At 47.2% G+C, this 16,135-nt stretch carries 14 protein-coding genes, 1 pseudogene and 1 riboswitch; of the genes and pseudogenes, 6 read left to right on the top strand and 9 right to left on the bottom strand.

Going from position 1 to position 16,135, the window contains the following annotated elements:
• Nucleotides 1-27: 27 nt before the first annotated feature.
• Both ABT56_RS15950 and ABT56_RS15945 read right to left on the bottom strand, forming a co-directional pair.
• Nucleotides 28-480, bottom strand: coding sequence for a hypothetical protein (locus ABT56_RS15950; protein WP_047879875.1), 453 nt, complete (start codon nt 478-480; stop codon nt 28-30).
• Between the two features lie 311 nt (nt 481-791).
• Nucleotides 792-1,229: a hypothetical protein gene (locus tag ABT56_RS15945; RefSeq protein WP_047879874.1), complete on the bottom strand. Its 438-nt coding sequence runs from the start codon at nt 1,227-1,229 to the stop codon at nt 792-794.
• Between the two features lie 317 nt (nt 1,230-1,546).
• Between ABT56_RS15945 and ABT56_RS24525 the strand changes: the two are divergent.
• Nucleotides 1,547-1,807: pseudogene (locus tag ABT56_RS24525) on the top strand (transposase); the annotation flags it as partial.
• Nucleotides 1,808-1,829: 22 nt separating this feature from the next.
• Here the strand turns inward: ABT56_RS24525 and ABT56_RS23320 are convergent.
• The 5 genes from ABT56_RS23320 to ABT56_RS15915 all read right to left on the bottom strand — a co-directional run bounded on the left by ABT56_RS23320 (nt 1,830) and on the right by ABT56_RS15915 (nt 8,400).
• Nucleotides 1,830-2,249 carry a pentapeptide repeat-containing protein gene (locus ABT56_RS23320; protein WP_053062524.1) on the bottom strand — a complete coding sequence of 140 codons (420 nt, stop codon included), beginning with the start codon at nt 2,247-2,249 and terminating at the stop codon, nt 1,830-1,832.
• Nucleotides 2,250-2,727: 478 nt separating this feature from the next.
• On the bottom strand, nt 2,728-3,651 hold the full coding sequence (locus tag ABT56_RS15930; protein ID WP_047880024.1) for a DMT family transporter: 924 nt from the start codon (nt 3,649-3,651) through the stop codon (nt 2,728-2,730).
• A 120-nt stretch (nt 3,652-3,771) separates the two neighbouring features.
• On the bottom strand, nt 3,772-5,040 hold the full coding sequence (locus ABT56_RS15925; RefSeq protein ID WP_047879873.1) for an LssY C-terminal domain-containing protein: 1,269 nt from the start codon (nt 5,038-5,040) through the stop codon (nt 3,772-3,774).
• Nucleotides 5,040-5,798, bottom strand: coding sequence for a glycosyltransferase family 2 protein (locus ABT56_RS15920; RefSeq protein WP_047879872.1), 759 nt, complete (start codon nt 5,796-5,798; stop codon nt 5,040-5,042). The genes ABT56_RS15925 and ABT56_RS15920 overlap by 1 nt, the downstream gene beginning before the upstream one ends.
• A gap of 229 nt (nt 5,799-6,027) precedes the next feature.
• Nucleotides 6,028-8,400 carry a Lon protease family protein gene (locus ABT56_RS15915; protein WP_047879871.1) on the bottom strand — a complete coding sequence of 791 codons (2,373 nt, stop codon included), beginning with the start codon at nt 8,398-8,400 and terminating at the stop codon, nt 6,028-6,030.
• A gap of 343 nt (nt 8,401-8,743) precedes the next feature.
• On the opposite strand from ABT56_RS15915, the gene ABT56_RS15910 reads away from it, so the two are divergent.
• Both ABT56_RS15910 and ABT56_RS15905 read left to right on the top strand, forming a co-directional pair.
• Complete coding sequence (locus tag ABT56_RS15910) at nt 8,744-9,457, top strand: class I SAM-dependent methyltransferase (RefSeq protein ID WP_047879870.1); 714 nt, start codon at nt 8,744-8,746, stop codon at nt 9,455-9,457.
• A gap of 17 nt (nt 9,458-9,474) precedes the next feature.
• Nucleotides 9,475-9,798, top strand: a complete 324-nt coding sequence (locus ABT56_RS15905; protein WP_047879869.1) for a hypothetical protein — start codon at nt 9,475-9,477, stop codon at nt 9,796-9,798.
• A gap of 43 nt (nt 9,799-9,841) precedes the next feature.
• Here the strand turns inward: ABT56_RS15905 and ABT56_RS15900 are convergent, their stop codons facing one another.
• Complete coding sequence (locus ABT56_RS15900) at nt 9,842-10,228, bottom strand: hypothetical protein (protein ID WP_240478332.1); 387 nt, start codon at nt 10,226-10,228, stop codon at nt 9,842-9,844.
• Between the two features lie 261 nt (nt 10,229-10,489).
• Nucleotides 10,490-10,581: riboswitch (Fluoride riboswitch) on the top strand.
• Between the two features lie 120 nt (nt 10,582-10,701).
• Between ABT56_RS15900 and ABT56_RS15895 the strand changes: the two genes are divergently transcribed.
• Together ABT56_RS15895 and ABT56_RS15890 are read left to right on the top strand one after the other, a co-directional pair.
• Nucleotides 10,702-11,394, top strand: a complete 693-nt coding sequence (locus ABT56_RS15895; protein ID WP_047879868.1) for an iron-sulfur cluster assembly scaffold protein — start codon at nt 10,702-10,704, stop codon at nt 11,392-11,394.
• 76 nt (nt 11,395-11,470) lie between these two features.
• Nucleotides 11,471-12,472, top strand: a complete 1,002-nt coding sequence (locus ABT56_RS15890) for a GGGtGRT protein (RefSeq protein WP_047879867.1) — start codon at nt 11,471-11,473, stop codon at nt 12,470-12,472.
• Nucleotides 12,473-12,562: 90 nt separating this feature from the next.
• Here ABT56_RS15890 and ABT56_RS15885 read toward each other — a convergent pair whose 3' ends face one another.
• Nucleotides 12,563-12,970: a VOC family protein gene (locus ABT56_RS15885; RefSeq protein WP_047879866.1), complete on the bottom strand. Its 408-nt coding sequence runs from the start codon at nt 12,968-12,970 to the stop codon at nt 12,563-12,565.
• Nucleotides 12,971-13,214: 244 nt separating this feature from the next.
• On the opposite strand from ABT56_RS15885, the gene ABT56_RS23315 reads away from it, so the two are divergent.
• Nucleotides 13,215-16,049, top strand: a complete 2,835-nt coding sequence (locus tag ABT56_RS23315) for a leucine-rich repeat domain-containing protein (RefSeq protein ID WP_053062523.1) — start codon at nt 13,215-13,217, stop codon at nt 16,047-16,049.
• The last annotated feature ends 86 nt before the right edge of the window (nt 16,050-16,135 follow it).

The raw sequence follows: 16,135 nt of genomic DNA, 5'->3' as shown, positions 1-16,135 counted from the left end.
TTCTGCACTTTAAAGTGATATTTTAAGTCAACTAATTTTTGTCGGTTTTTCACAAGTAATAGATATAGGGAAGCCTGTATTGATATTTTGTGTGAGTGAATGAGCAAATGCCTTGCAGAAGCAACCTTCAATACTATAGAAATATTCCACATCTCCTTCTTTATAGAAGAGATTTGAGCCTGATAGCGTAACTTGAACAAAATCTTCAAAAATAAACTGAAAAATAACTTCCATATGATAATGATATTTATCTTCCATGATTTTTGATTCAATAACACTAAATTGATCCGTTAGAAATCCTTCAACGATATCTTGTGCAATATCTTTGTTGATGTTTCTATCTGTAGGTATTAATCGAATGGAAGGCGAGACTGAACTTCCTTCTCTATGTAAAGCGATTAATCCTTCATCTATTTCAAACTCATTTATTAACTCTTTTTGAACACTTGATGTGAAAACAATAAGAAAACTCTTTGACATTATTAGATTAGCCTTTTGTTTACTTCTCGATAGTTAATAGAAAGATAACGCATGACATGGACTCCCCCTCATCCAGACTCTGCCACACCTAGTGAGTCTGAATAAAAAAACGTTCAGAGGCCACCATGTCACTTTCTATCTATGGGATTGATTTAGCCAAATCATTCCTTTAGTATCCACGGCAAAGATACCAAACGCCTCTCCCCTGATTCACAAAACAATATCCCGGGCAAAAGTGCTCACTTTCTTCTATCGTAGCCAACTTTACTACCAGCCCCTTCATGCAGATATTGGCTGCACTACACACATCCTTATCTGTTATACGCATTTTTACGACGTTTATAAAACAAGAAATAAACGAATAATAACGTCATAAATAAAGCATTTTGCCAAAGATGACGTTTTATATAATGTCTTGCCTTATTTTTTTCAACAAGCCTTAATTTTCTCTGTTTTTCATCTGCTTCCGTTGGTTCAAACAAAATCTCATTCCCTAGTAGATCTATGTAATAAACCTTATCAACACCAAGAAGATATAGTTCAGCTGAGATCAATTTAGTCGCTCGAGTCAAGTCCTGAGGTGAAGCTTTAGGATTATTTCTAGCTTTATCATAGAGAGAAAATGCTTGCTCTTTATTCGTTAATAACTCGATATACTGCTGTGTCTTAAAAATTGAAATACCTGATATGCAAAAACTTACTAATAATACCAGCAATAACAAGAAACCAAATACATTCCAACGCCTCACTTTTATTCCCTCAAATTAAATTATCATGCGTGTATAACAAATGGCATAAACCCCTCAGCCAGACTCAACTACACTAGAAAACGTTAGAAAGCCATTATCCCTTATTCTTCTCCATCTGCGATATCAACTTTAAGCCTGCTTTTCTTTAAACCACACTTCAGTATCCACGGCGAGGATGCCAATGGCAACCCCCTGATCCACAAAACAATATCTCGAGCAAAGGTACTCACATTTTTGCTAACTTGCCGCCAGCCATTATCGGAATGGAAGCCTGCGGCAGTTCCAATTACAAAACTATGGGTGTCTTGTTTATTTATGGGCTTATTAGTAACAAACAAGCCGCTGCACTCATTGGTATTGCCCCCATCAATCGAGAGAATGGACGCTATAAAGGCAAGCGAGTCATTCAGGGGGACGAGCACATGTACGCACCGTGCTCTCTACATGACTATGATGTCTGCGATGCAGGGAAACCGACAAAAGTCGCCATTATTGCGTGTATAAAGAAGATGGTTGTGATCTTAAATGCGATGATTCGAGATGGAGTCATGTGGAACGAAAACATCGCCAGAAATTAGCTATTGACGCCATAGTCGTTTGTTAACCGTTTACTTGATAGTGCATTCCTGCATATTTCGGACTAAACCCTTCAGGAAACTCACTATTTTTGTCATATAGTGAGCCTTCAAAGTTCGCACCATCAACTTCGGTTTCACCACTTAAATTGTCTTTTCCCAGCTTCGCGCCTCTGAAGTCACAATTCGTCAATAATGCACCGGACAAAATAGCACCTCTCAAATCACAATTACGAAAATCACATCCGCTAAAATCTGAATTCGACAAATTAGCCCAGTAAAGAATCGAATGCCTGAAGCATCGGCCACGTAAGCCTTTCTGCCCAATGAAAGATAAACCTGATAAATCGGCACCCTCATAGTCACAACCAGGCACCGCCACATAGGAGGTTAAGATATGATTGCCGCTATCATCTTGAATTGATAATCGAGTCTTCTTAGTCATACGGTTAACAGCTTATTACCCTGAATTCTCGTTTAAACCACGGCTTAAACACGCTCTTCCACAGAACTCACAGCCAATCCAATCCTTTATATTCAGCAACTTAACATTGATGCATATTCTCATGAAGCGTTTTTTAGCCCCACGCAAAGTAAGAACTCGGATTTAACGAGATCTCATATACACACAAGACAACAAAATAAACTAATATAAATCAGAATTTTAAATAAAGAGCAAGGGCAAAAGTGAGCCAGTGGGGGCTCGTTAATAGAGAATCAATTTTGTATATTTCGGGATAGAACATTCTAACGGTGCTTATATACAGTTTATTGCTACGAGGCTTGAGGGATGTCGCTAAAACCGACAAGGAAAGGTTCTTTAGAAACAAGGTGATTTTAATAGGGTTGGTTTTGCAGAATCAGTCGTTACACGATAGGAACAATCTGCCAATAATGGCATTAACAGATTGTCCCATTATTCATTATGCCTGCTGGGTTTCACGCTCTTGCTGCTGGACAACTCGGCGTTGTTTTAGATATCGCCAAATCAGCGGCGCACCACGGTAGGTGAACAAGGCCGTCAAGATTAATGCGCAGCCCATCAGCTTATAATCCGGCATGGCTTCGGCATACCACACCACACTCAGAACCACCGTCCAAACCGGTTCCAAAATCATAATAATCGCCGCATTAACCGGGCTGCTGTCTTTCTGCCCGGCGGTCATCATCACATAGCGCAGGCTGGTTGCCACCAAGGTACTTAGCAAGAACCAACCCCAGATCTCCGCGCTGACACTCACAGGTGCAGATTCAAAAAACAGTGAGGCCAACAAACCAAGGCAACCGGTAACAAACAACTGCAAGCTGGTTAGCACCAATGTCGACAGGCGACGGGCATACTTGCTGTTGAAATTGAAATGCACGGCAATCATCACGGCCGCCGCCATAAAATAGCTCTGGCTCAAGGAGAACTGCCAACCATTACCGCCCCCTAACGAGAGCATCAATAGTCCCATCACGGCGATAGGCAACGCTAGCCAGAAGATTCTTGGCGGTGCCTGCTTGAACAGCGGCCAGCCTACCAAAGGCACAAACAGCATCGACAAACTCATGATAAATGCCCCTTCCCCCAGCGTATCACTGGCTGAAATCGCATAAATCCACATCAAGAGCGCGGTACCTAGCAAACACCCCACCCCCATGGCTTTCGCGATGTCCGAGCGACTCACATGTCGAAACGAGCGCCAGCAAAAGGGTAGCAGACACAAAGAGGCAATAAAAAATCTCAACCCGATAAAGCCAAACGGCGGCAATCCGGCAATCGCTTCCTTCGAAAAAATCCATCCTGCGGCAGCCAGTACGGTGGTCGCGAGCAAAATGAGGTCAGCACGGCGTTCTGCCTGCATCATATCAATAGTTCCTAAAATGGGACGACGGCAGACAAGCCGCGCTTAAAAAAGAGATCCCCAAGCAAGGTAACTTGGGCGTATCCATCTTCCCATGAGTCCCACGGTAGTGACAATCACTCAAGCACTATTTTTTATCACTACAACATGACCGTCAGTATAAAATTCGTGATCCTGCGTAAAGTTAATCGGCTCACTCACCTTGTAGGTGGAAACCTGCCATCCCTGCGCCTGCGCCCGTTCGGCCAGCCTGTCCCGTTCGACATCCACATACGGGTCAATACCGTGTAGCACCGTTAATATCCCTTTGTAGAAAGACAGCTCCAGACGGTTATCGTAACTCACCGCTCCCAGCCAGATATCTTGCTGCGTTACAGCATCTACCCCAGCGAACCACCAGCGCATATGGTTGCGTTTAACTAAATCCCCTTTTTCCTGATAAGCCAACCGCTGCGGCTGTTTGTTCCAATAAAGATCGGATATCGGGGGCTCTTGACGACGCAGCAAGTCCAAGTACACGCTGAAGCTGATCTCGTCACGCGAAAAGGTCTTGTTCTGAATCCAGCCCAGCTCCTTCATCAGCTGTTGAGGCGATGCGCCAATTAATACGATATTCATGGGCTGTGAGTCGTCATAAACCGCCGACAGGCCAGAGTAAACATGGTAGTCGAGCTGCCCCAACGAGCTCACCACTTGAGTATGAGGCTCCAGCGGCTCATCAAACTGGTAGGCAGATGAGTTGAAAAAGTGGATATAATTCACCCCAAGCATTACCAATAGCCAGCTGGCAACAATCGCCCCGAACTTCGCCTTATGGCGGCGAAAACGGCGGTAACACACCACACTGAAAATGACAGCCACCACCACACCGAACAGTAATATGGCGTTTTCCTGAAGAACCAGCTGAATATCAGACCAAGGCGGCAAAAACGATATCCCCTTGCTGCCAACGTAGCCCAACGCAATGAACTGGCCGATGCCCACTACCAGCCCGATGCTCGACCACAAGGTAAATTTGGCCCAAGATACTCGGTAGGATCCCACCAAGAACGGCATCACCCATGCCACGGCTCCCAGCAATCTTGCCATTGCAATCACCAATACCCCGCGTTTGTTGAGCTCCAGCTTTGCCCTGGCAAAAGCGCGCCGAGATTTGGGAAACTTTGCCGTAACGTAACGCCGCCCCTGCATGCCGTACTTTCGCCCAATCATGTAGCTGATCTGATCGCCCAGAAAGCCTCCGATCAACACCGCCGGTACCCCATAGTAGACCCCGGTACTAAGCAGGTATCCAGCGCCCACAAAAAACGGTTCGCCGTGGACAAAAAAATTCGCACCGATGACGGCGTCCAACAGGGCGCCGCCAAACAGTACCCACCAAGACAGCATTACGCCGCTCCGCCTTGCTGTTCCGCTGTGCTCTTGGTCTGATCCTCATAATGGCCGAATTTGTAATCCATTTCGTTGTTGCGCATTTCACCAAAGAAGAAGCGGCGGACATTGGCCTTGAAGTATGTCAGCCCCATGCTGAAAAAACCTTCTTGCTCCAAGCGGCGCGGATCAAAACTGAATGTCAGCGGCAGCATCCGGAATTTGAACGTCTGGGAAGCGCGTCTAACATAATCGCAGTCTTCGCAAAGCACTATTTTCTCGTCAAAACCACCGATTCTCTGGTGGGCATGCTTGGTTGAAAAGATGCACGCACCTACCGCTGTCGGGAAAAAGAACGATGTTGCCAACAAACCCGCATTGAACAGGCCGTAACCCAAGCGGTAACCCAATGCCAGCTCATCACCATTCATATAGACACCTGCCACTTCCAGCGGTTTCTTCTTGAACTGATGCATGGCCTTAGCGAGGAAATCCGGCGCCAACCGCACATCGGCATCAAGAAACAACAAGCGCTCATGGGTTGCCAGTTCCGCCCCCGTATTACGGCCGAGCGATGTACCACGGCCATCCATACGGTGAACAATCAAGTTTTGAAAAGCCTTTCCAAACCCACGGGCAACCTCGCAGGTTTTGTCCTCGGAGTTGGAATCGACTACAACCACTTCAAAATCACGGTACGTCTGGTTAGACAAATCCTCCAACAAACGGCCAATACGCTTTTCTTCATTCAGGGTAATAATTACGACACTAATCATGAGCTTCTCCCAGTGTTCTGTGCTTTGTTACCCTCAACGATACGATACGGTGTATTAACCTTTCTTGAGGCTGATATTCATATTCTGTTCACTCTTTTAAAACGCCAACCGAGCCCTTTATTTTCAGTATGTTGAAAACAAAACAGGACGGATAAAAATAAGAAAATCCCGGACAATGCCGGGATTTTCTATCAATAATATTCAGCCAGTGCGATCGATACGCCAGCCACTAACGCCTTAGCGCATTGAGCTTAAGCTGAGCCTGTCCCAATACGCTATCTACAGGATAGCTGCCGTCCAGTGCCATTTCACCGGCTGGCTGGCCCGTCAAAATCGAGATGGCCTCCTTGACGTGGCTAATGGCCCAGATATGGAACTCACCGCGCTCAACCGCTTCCACAATGTCTTTGCGCAGCATCAGGTTATGTACGTTGGAGGCCGGAATAATCACCCCTTGACCAGACTCACGCCCCTTGATGCTGCACACATCAAAGAATCCCTCAATTTTCTGGTTCACCCCACCAATTGGCTGGGCGGCACCAAACTGGTTCATCGAGCCGGTAATGGCCACGCCTTGACGTAGAGGAACCTGTGAAAAGGCAGAAACAATCGCACACAGCTCGGCCATTGAAGCACTATCACCATCAACGCCCCCGTAGGACTGCTCGAACGTGATATGCGTCGTCAGCGGGATCCGGTTCTCACGGCCGAACATCGACGCAAGGTATGCCGATAGAATCATCACCCCTTTCGAGTGAATACGCCCGCCCAAATCAACGCTGCGCTCGATATCAAATACCCCACCAGCCCCATACGCCGTGGTTGCCGTGATCCGGTTCGGAGCACCGAACTGATAATCGGACGTTGAAATCACCGACAGGCCATTGATCTGCCCGACGACTTCACCGTAAGTGTCAATCAGCGTCGTACCATTAGTGAAGGTTTGCATGACATGATCTTTAAGCCGACTGACCCGCTTCTCTTGGCTCTGCAACGCCTGCTCAACATGGGTCGCCCGGATCATGGTTGCATTGGAGGATTTAGCAACGTAATTGGATTCGCGCAGCAGATTGGCGATATCGGCCGAATGCAACGACAATTTGTTTTGATCATCGGCCTGGCGCGAACTGTATTCGATGATCCTGGCGATCGCCTTGCGATCACAGTGCAACATATTGTTATCATTTACGATGCTGGAGATAAACTTGGCGTACTGCGCCTCCGACTCATCAGTGCGCTGCATCTCATCCTCAAAATCTGCAGTCACCCGGAACAGCTCGCTAAATTCAGGATCATAGTGTTGCAACAACTGGTAAGTCTGGTAGTCACCGAACAAAATGATCTTCACATTAAGCGGGATCGGCTCAGGATCGAGAGAAATCGTCCCGGACAGGGTCACTTCCTTCTCCAGCGAGCTGACGCTGAGCTTGCGCGAACGCAGCGCACGCTTAAGGCCATCCCAAACATACGGCCGCTCAAGCACCTTCACCGCATCCATCAGCAAGACCCCACCGTTGGCACGATGCAGGCTGCCCGCTCGAATCAAAGAGAAGTCGGTAAACACCGTGCCTTTGAAGGTCGCATTTTCGACATAACCAAAAATAGAGTGGTAGTTGGGGCTTTCCTCCACCACGATAGGAAACTGCTCTTCGCCCTGATTGACCAACACATTGATCTGGTAGCGCCGAGGCATCTTCTTATCGAGGGCAGCATAGGCCAGTGCCACCTGCTCTTCGCTTTCTTCAAGAAAGATTTCAAGATTATCAAGAATGTCAGCCTGCATCGCCTTGAGGTACTTCTTCACATCCGGCAACGGCTTGTATTTCTCAAGCAGCGGCTTGATAAAGTGGGTAACTACATCCAGCGCAACTTCTTCGTTGAGCTTCTGAATTTTGTCAGAGAATTCTTCTTCGTACTCTGTTAGCTCACGAACAATGCCACGCAGCTTGTATTCCAAGTCATTGATGACTGTTTCAAACGCCTTCTGCTGCTCGGCGGTCAGTTGGGCAAACGACTCCTCGGTATGCGGCTGCTCTCCGTTAAGCGCCACTAGCTGGTAATCACCTGCTGGCGTTACCGACAGACTCACACTTTTTTCCTGTGCTTCCTTGGTCAACGACAGCAATGCCCCTTGCTGCTTTTCCGCCAACTGATTTTTCAGCGTTTCCGAACGACTGAAATACATTTCGTTATCGAAAGCCATTGGCAGCGCCTTGACCAGACGGGTCATCAACTTTTCGATATCTTTTTTAAATGCCTGACCATGCCCAGCTGGCAACGTCAGAATACGAGGGCTGCGAGGCTCGTCAAAGTTGGCCACGTAACACCAATCATAAAGGGGGTGACCATTACCGTTAGGATCATGGCGGTTCAGGTAGCGCAATACCATGGTTCGCTTACCCAAACCATTACGGCCGATGGCATAGATATTGTAACCCTTCTCCTTGATCGACATGGCAAACTCAACGGCCTTCTGGGCACGTTCCTGACCGACGATCTCATCAAGCGGGGTTAGATTTTTGGTTGACTTGCAGTCTTCGGGCAAGCCATTCAACTCAGAAGCGCGATACAGTTTGTCACTGCCTAGCGATGTAATACTCATATGGCTCCCTCCATAAACAGGTACTTATCACCAGTGTAACCAGCTTGTTATTATTTTTTAGTGACTTAAACGATGTTTACTGCCGCAAGCATCAAAATGTACCGTGTTTGGTGGTTTTATAACCATATTTACGCAACTCACAGCTCTCAAGACTTCTTATACGAATATCTTTATTCTCCCTTGGCAAAGTCCCAGCACTTTACCCATAAGCAATGCACACAAGCCACTTGCTCCTTGGCTCGAAATACCTGATGGCTAACCGTTTGACTTGGTGATTTTCAGACTTAAAATCATGCAGATAAAACCAAACCGCTAATTAAGCAGATCACAAGGACGGAAGCCCATGAGCGAACAATACAACAGCGAAATTTCACAGCATTATGCCGCCTATCGGCCACCGCTCCACCAGATGATCCTCAACGAGATCCTGGCCGGACAGCACCTTGCCTGCGGCGTTGATATTGGCTGTGGAACGGGCATTTCAACCGTTGCGCTTAGCCACTACTGCCAAAACGTTTACGGTGTCGATCCAAGCCAAGATATGCTGGATCAAACTAAGCCCGCAGATGGCATCCATTACTCACAGGGCTCAGGGGAACACCTACCATTACCCGACCATTGTGCCGATGTCGTCACCTTCGCCGGTTCGCTCTCTTATGCCAAGTCCGATGCCTTAGTGACGGAGCTTGAGCGGGTCTGCGCCGCCAATGCCACCGTCATTGTGTACGATTTCGAGGTTTTGCTCTGCGAATATATGTCTCTGCTAGGCATCGAGACTGCAGCAACCCCATCCAACTATGATCACGCCATCAACCTGAGTGATTACAAAACACTTGTTGAACGTCAGATCATAACCAGCCAATTAACGCTGGATGTCAATGCACAGCAGCTCGCACATATCTTATTTTCTTCATCTACCCGCTATGAGCAACTCTGCCAGCACTTCGGCCAACAGGGTGCGTTTGCATCCGTGGTAGAAAAACTTGGGGGTATCAATGCGCTTTTGCCGATAAAGGTTGATATCTACTATTCAACCTATACCGCGAACAGCCATTGATAAGATGGAGCGATGAGTTGCTGAGTTTTATTACACTTTTCGTGTTAAGCGGATTTTATTTCTGGTCAGGCGAGGACAATCCATCCCGCAGGGAAGCCTATTGGGCGATGGCAGTCTATGGCATTTACATTGTCATTCATACACTTGTCCCTCCCTTTCCCATAGGAACCTCAAGCCATTTCGGCCAGCTGTACGGTTTTCTTCCGATGATCAGCTTCGGGGCGATTTTATTCCCTCACTTCAATTCACACTCACCTGAAACAGTCACCAAAACATTGGGATGGCTAGGGCTGATCACCGTTACCGTGATCCTGCTTATCTTCAAATGCTTCGTTTGGTAACTTTCTCATTGCCACCCCCAAAGGTGGCAATGGCAAAGCGGTATTAGCGGGGTTTGGCGACATATTCATAGCTATCACCACGTTTTTTGTAGTAGTGATTGTCAATAATGGCATATGTTGCACCGGCGATAATGGCAAATGTCGCGATCTCCGGCAAACGGCTTCGATGATAATGGTGGTGCCTCGGCTCTTTGTGCACGACCACAACCTTCTTCTTGTAATGGTGATGATGGTGGTGGTGATGATGGTGTTTATGCTTGTGCTTGTGGTGTTTATGATGATGACGGCCACCCGCCTCAGCTATGCCCGGCATCCCAAGCGACATCACCAGCGCCGCAACAATCATTGCCACCGCCCGCTTCGGCTTTCTTGCTGATGTGGCAGGAACGCTCTGAGGGGAGGCAGAATGGACGATAGCAAATTTTTTCATAGGGTCTCTCCTAAACAATTGGGCTCAGGATAGCTCCCCAAATTAAAAACAATGTTCGGCTAATGTAAAACTACGTCAGGATTTGGCAAATTTTATTTCGTCGCAGGTTGATTAACTCGCCCCTCGTTATGCAGCACTTCCGTATCCGTCACTCAATAATGCAATCTAGTATTGCCATTATTACACGTTCATTTTTCATAATTTGGCGTATAGTTTATCCATCGGTTGCGGCAATACCCACAACCATGCCAAGCGCCCTACCGCTTGGCGGGAGATGATGTTCCTCCTTTAACCGCCTTTCTTGATCGGCCTTGTGCCATTTGCTCAAAAAGGATAATGACGTCTAGCAACACGGCACTGAATGGCCGGGGATCTGTCTTTGTTCTCATCAACAAAGCGGAATGTTGTTAGCGTTCGTATATCCTCCCCCATTCTTTGCTCACTATTTCAAGCTGACACTGAGAGCAAGAGCAATGCAATATTCCACTGAAATTCAAAATATGTGTCCGATCCAACGTGGCCCACAACATGCGTCAGCCCCTATCCCTGTCGAAGGCCGCTGGGTGAGCCCGAAAGATGTAATTGCCATTTCCGGTGTCAGCCACGGTGTTGGCACATGTGCCCCGCAACAAGGCGCAGCCAAACTGACCTTGAACGTGAAAAACGGCATTATCGAAGAAGCCCTTATCGAAACAATCGGCTGTTCAGGCATGACCCACTCGGCAGCAATGGCCTCTGAACTCATCACCGGCAAAACTATCCTCGAAGCACTCAACACCGACTTGGTGTGCGATGCCATCAACGTTGCAATGCGTGAAATTTTCCTTCAGTACGTCTATGGCCGTACCCAGACCGCCTTCTCACTGGACGGCTTGCCAATTGGCGCCGGGCTGGAAGACTTAGGCAAGGGCCTACGCAGCCAAATCGGCACCCACTACGGTACACGCGCCAAAGGGCCACGTTACATGGAAATGGCGGAAGGCTATATCACCAAACTGGCCCTCGATGAAAACGACGAAATCATCGGCTACCGCTTTGTCAATCTTGGGAAAATGATGGAATCCATCGGTAAAGGTACGCCCGCCGAGCAAGCAATGGAACTGGCTACGGGCCAATACGGCCGATTCGACGAAGCGGTTCGCACTATCGACCCGCGCCATGAGTGAGATGTGCAACCTGCATCATTGACTGTGACACCGTCACCAAGCCAGCTAACGACAACGATTTATCGAGGACATCATCATGGCAGCACTATTTGAAAGCTACGACCGCCGCATTAACCAAATCACCCCAGTACTGGAAAAGTACGGTTTCCAATCACTCGAAGAGGCTCAGGCATACTGCAAGGAGCAAGGCGTAGACCCATACCAGATCGTCAAGGAAACCCAGCCGATTGCATTTGAAAATGCGTCTTGGGCCTATGTCCTGGGTGCGGCAATTGCCCTAAAAGAAGGCGCGACAACAGCCGCCCAAGCCGCAGACTATCTCGGTGAAGGCCTGCAGGCTTTTTGTATTCCGGGATCCGTTGCAGACCAACGCAAAGTCGGCCTTGGCCACGGCCGCTTGAGCGCACGCCTGCTCAGCGAAGAAACCCAATGCTTCTGTTTCCTTGCCGGTCATGAATCCTATGCGGCCGCCGAAGGGGCAATCAAAATCGCCCTTAATGCCAACAAAGTACGCCAACAGCCGCTGCGCGTGATCCTCAATGGCCTAGGCAAAGATGCCGCCTACCTGATCTCCCGTATCAACGGCTTCAACTACGTACAAACCCAGTATGACTATGACACCGGCGAATTGCGCGTTGTCGAAGAACGTCGCTTCTCCCAAGGCCCACGCGGCGAGATCAACTGCTACGGAGCTGATGATGTGAGCGAGGGCGTTGCGATCATGCACCGGGAAAATGTCGACATCTCAATTACCGGCAACTCCACCAACCCGACCCGCTTCCAGCACCCAGTAGCAGGTACCTACAAAAAAGAACGCCTCGAAACGGGCAAAGCCTACTTCTCTGTTGCCTCTGGTGGCGGTACAGGCCGTACCCTACACCCAGACAACGTTGCTGCGGGCCCAGCCTCATACGGTATGACAGACACTATGGGGCGGATGCACTCCGACGCCCAGTTTGCCGGATCTTCATCCGTACCAGCCCACGTTGAAATGATGGGACTGATCGGCATGGGCAACAACCCGATGGTCGGTGCGACTGTAGCCGTTGCTGTAGCCATCGAACAAGCGCAGAAATAACAGGCGACTGATTCCCTAGAAAATCGACTCTGACTCTCCCTTCTTTTCAAGATCAAGGGGGAGTTGGAGGGGGAATATTTCGAACCAAAATCAACGAGACTTGAGTTGCAGCAAATCCCACTTATTGCCATAGAGATCTTGGAATACCACAACAGTGCCATATTCCTCGACACGCGGCTCTTCGTTAAATACCACCCCATTTGCTTTCATGTGTTCGTAATCTCGCCAAAAATCATTCGTCTGCAAGAATAAAAAGACACGGCCACCGCTTTGATTACCTACTGACTTCAATTGCTCTTCTGTACTCGCTTGGGCCAATAGCAAATTCGTCCCGTTTGAATTTGGCGGTGATACCTGTACCCACCGCTTCCCTCCACCTAAATCGGTATCCTCAATCAGCGTGAATTGTAGCTTTTTTGTGTAAAAATCAATGGCATCATCATAATTTTCAACAACAAGCGCAACATTACCGATTTGTTGCTGGACTGACTTACTCATAATACGAACCTATTAGCTAATCTATTTCATATAGAATCCAAGATAACGCAAGAATTCAATATCCACCGCCATCACGATAGAACAACTTTACGTTGATGGTCTATCCCAATAAATATTTATATTATTTATAATGTTCCTCGATTGCTTTATTGTCTCAATATTTATTTTGTTACCGACATGTAATTATGAGAGTAATAAAACTTACATCTACCACTTAAATTTTATAATAACTGCACGGTACAAAATGACTAAAATAAAACTCACTGATGCACTCATAGCTGATGGCCTCGTCTGCAACCCAAAAATCAAAACCATTGAATATTTTGGTACAGCAGAGCAACCTGTGTGGAGCGACATTGGCGCTGCATTCCCGAATGTCAGGGAGATTTTAGACCGCGTGACGTGTGCGCCTCGCACTCTCAATGCTGATTTTTTCCGTGCCTTCCCTAACTTAAATGAACTAGCGACAGATGCAGCACTTGACCTGACGGGGCTTAATACGGACGAAATGCCCCTCATTACCAATATGCTTGGAGATGCCATTTTAAATAATGGCGCAGATCTAGGGTTATTTTTAAGCCGATACCAAGACAAAGTACTTTCGGTAACGGTATTGTCTGGTGATATTGCCATCCCCAAAGAAGAAATACCTCGAATACATCAACTGTCATTGAATTTAGTGGATGTAGACAACGTCAATCTTGATTTCTCACTATGTGATCGCCTGAAACACCTCAATATCAATCAACCCAAAAGCAAAGCACCACTTTCATTAACATACAAAATGCCTCGCCAATTTGACAGTTTGTTACTGCAAGTCCACAAACTTGGCGAAACGAAGATTGAATCACCCAAAAAGATGAAACGTCTGGATTTCGGCATTAAGTCGCTCCAAAAAGGCTGCGAGATTCAAATCAATGGGCTGGTTGAATGCGACAAATTCAACTTTCACTTAGCCGGAAAAGTCATACCCGAAAATCTATATCCGGATCTTAAGCATATAAATTATCTTTCGTTGTCTCTTCCGGGTATGGCTGGCGAAATCCCCCCTGCGTTTTTGTCAGGCATCGAGACAATCAAGTACGAACTGACTCTGATGCAAGACGTCGCTTATACGACGTTACATCCTCTGCTCACTCGATGCACAGATCTTGAAAAACTTATTGCGCCAACGCTTAGTTTGGCCAACATTGGCGCACTTACCGCAGCCCCCCAGCTTAGAAACTTAGAAATAACAGGCCAGGCGATGAATAGCGACATTTGGCCTCAGATGCAATCGCTCGTTTCGCTATCTATCGACAAAGCTGTGGGTACTGAACTTCCAGCCGGATTGCGAGCACACCAAAACGTATGCTACTTAACATTAACCAACTGTGCCCTTTCTGGCTTGGGGGATCTCTCATCCATGAGCGATCTCAAGTACGCCTATATTTTTATGGACGCAAAATCGAATGCTGCGAAAGAGATGACGTTTAATGAATTGCTCACCGTATCCGATTTAAAATCCGTCAAACTAGAACCGCACCCACAATCGCAACCGATTGAAATGTTAAGGCACTTACACGGACGATTATACGCACACAACATTACCCTTAAACGGGCTAAAATGGCACGCAGGGGTGCACAGCTAGTTGATGAAAGCCGTATTCTCCAGCAAAGCGATTTACCAGATGCAACCAAATCGCGTTTATTCACCCTGCTTTACAACACAACCAATCTTGCACAGCTAGTCTGTGACGATCCGCTATTGCATCTAACCTTCTTGGAAGCAGGCTATAAACCCCTGCATGCCGGTACAATGAAATGGCTTGGTGAACAGGCAAAACGCAACCTGCAAGCAAAGCCATTGGATGCCAATAGCCGACTGTTTATCTGTGGCAAGAGCTACCTTAAGCAGGCAGAACTCAATAAAAAAGCCAAAGAATACCAATTCACCCTTGCCAAGCAGCTCGACGATCAAGTAACCCATGTAGTGATCGGTAAGGATCCTGTCGCCACCGCTCAAATTGATCACGCTATTCATACCCTCATTGATGACACGGCATTGAATGAGTGGTTTGAGCACCAAGCCCCCAAGTTTATGCAACAGCCTGAATCAAGCGAGCAAGGCATGATCGATAATATTATCGCCATGCTGCGCTCACCGGATCAGAGCGCCCATCTGGTAGCTATTGCGATGCTCGAGCAAGGTGGTGTTACCGATGAGATGTTAATGCCGATGTTTTATGTGCTAAAAACCAGTGCAGATAAAGCCTTTCGCAATAAAATGCGTGAGTTACTCAAAGGCAAAGGCTGCGGGATGTTCCAGAAGGCCGTTCACGACAAAGTGATGTTCCATGACGTACGTGACTTGAACGATGTAGGCATGCCTGCTGGTGAGGGGGAATTTTATAAGCGGTTGTCTCGACGGGTGAAACATTGGGGTGAAGATCTATGCTTGGCATTTTCTCGCGAATATTTCCATCATCATGGTGATGGTTTGTTATACCTTTTATCTCGTAAAGAATTGCCTCGTAACGAAGAATCGCCAATACGTGTCGATGCGATTAATGATTTAGTTGAGGGCGAGACGCTCAATTGGCATCGAGGATGCGGTTTTCACCTCGTGCTCGCAAATGCCAATGAGAAACAACGGCAAGATTGTCACCAAGGGCCACAATATTATTTAACTGATGGCTATGTGACAGATCTAAAAACGGTATTACCAACATGGTTACCTAAAGAACGCACTATTCGCGAACTTAACCTTGAGAACTGTAATCTGGGGGCCTTGCCAAAAGGGTTCGAGCATTATACTGACATTACTCGATTAAGCCTGCGTTTCAATCACCTGTCGGAATTGCCCGCCAGCCTAAAAAAACTGACCAAACTTGAAGAGCTTGATTTATCTTACAATCACTTCTATGAGTTTCCGGCGATATTATACAAATTGAAGTCACTGAAAAAGCTCGACTTTAGACGTGCAAGTCAGCCCGACATTTTCGGTGACTACCAAACCAAGTATGACCTTGTGACTGTACCGCAAGATTTTCGCGATGCATTTCCAGATTGTGTCATTCTTGATGGTGCAGACGCCTAAATATCACGTCATTTAGCGCCCACACACCACAAGATCCACGATTCAAAGTACGAAAACACACAAAAGCGGGATATGATCATCCCGCT

The organism is Photobacterium aquae (genome assembly GCF_001029445.1).
Taxonomy (GTDB): Bacteria; Pseudomonadota; Gammaproteobacteria; order Enterobacterales; family Vibrionaceae; genus Photobacterium; species Photobacterium aquae.
This window is presented reverse-complemented; position numbering and strand designations above follow the sequence as displayed.

Excerpts from the sequence above, each read along its gene's own strand:
- ABT56_RS15950 (WP_047879875.1), bottom strand. The coding sequence starts at position 480 with ATGTCAAAGAGTTTTCTTATTGTTTTCACATCAAGTGTTCAAAAAGAG.
- ABT56_RS23320 (WP_053062524.1), bottom strand. The coding sequence starts at position 2,249 with ATGACTAAGAAGACTCGATTATCAATTCAAGATGATAGCGGCAATCAT.
- ABT56_RS15930 (WP_047880024.1), bottom strand. The coding sequence starts at position 3,651 with ATGCAGGCAGAACGCCGTGCTGACCTCATTTTGCTCGCGACCACCGTA.
- ABT56_RS15925 (WP_047879873.1), bottom strand. The coding sequence starts at position 5,040 with ATGCTGTCTTGGTGGGTACTGTTTGGCGGCGCCCTGTTGGACGCCGTC.
- ABT56_RS15920 (WP_047879872.1), bottom strand. The coding sequence starts at position 5,798 with ATGATTAGTGTCGTAATTATTACCCTGAATGAAGAAAAGCGTATTGGC.
- ABT56_RS15915 (WP_047879871.1), bottom strand. The coding sequence starts at position 8,400 with ATGAGTATTACATCGCTAGGCAGTGACAAACTGTATCGCGCTTCTGAG.
- ABT56_RS15910 (WP_047879870.1), top strand. The coding sequence starts at position 8,744 with ATGAGCGAACAATACAACAGCGAAATTTCACAGCATTATGCCGCCTAT.
- ABT56_RS15900 (WP_240478332.1), bottom strand. The coding sequence starts at position 10,228 with ATGAAAAAATTTGCTATCGTCCATTCTGCCTCCCCTCAGAGCGTTCCT.
- ABT56_RS15895 (WP_047879868.1), top strand. The coding sequence starts at position 10,702 with ATGCAATATTCCACTGAAATTCAAAATATGTGTCCGATCCAACGTGGC.
- ABT56_RS15890 (WP_047879867.1), top strand. The coding sequence starts at position 11,471 with ATGGCAGCACTATTTGAAAGCTACGACCGCCGCATTAACCAAATCACC.
- ABT56_RS15885 (WP_047879866.1), bottom strand. The coding sequence starts at position 12,970 with ATGAGTAAGTCAGTCCAGCAACAAATCGGTAATGTTGCGCTTGTTGTT.
- ABT56_RS23315 (WP_053062523.1), top strand. The coding sequence starts at position 13,215 with ATGACTAAAATAAAACTCACTGATGCACTCATAGCTGATGGCCTCGTC.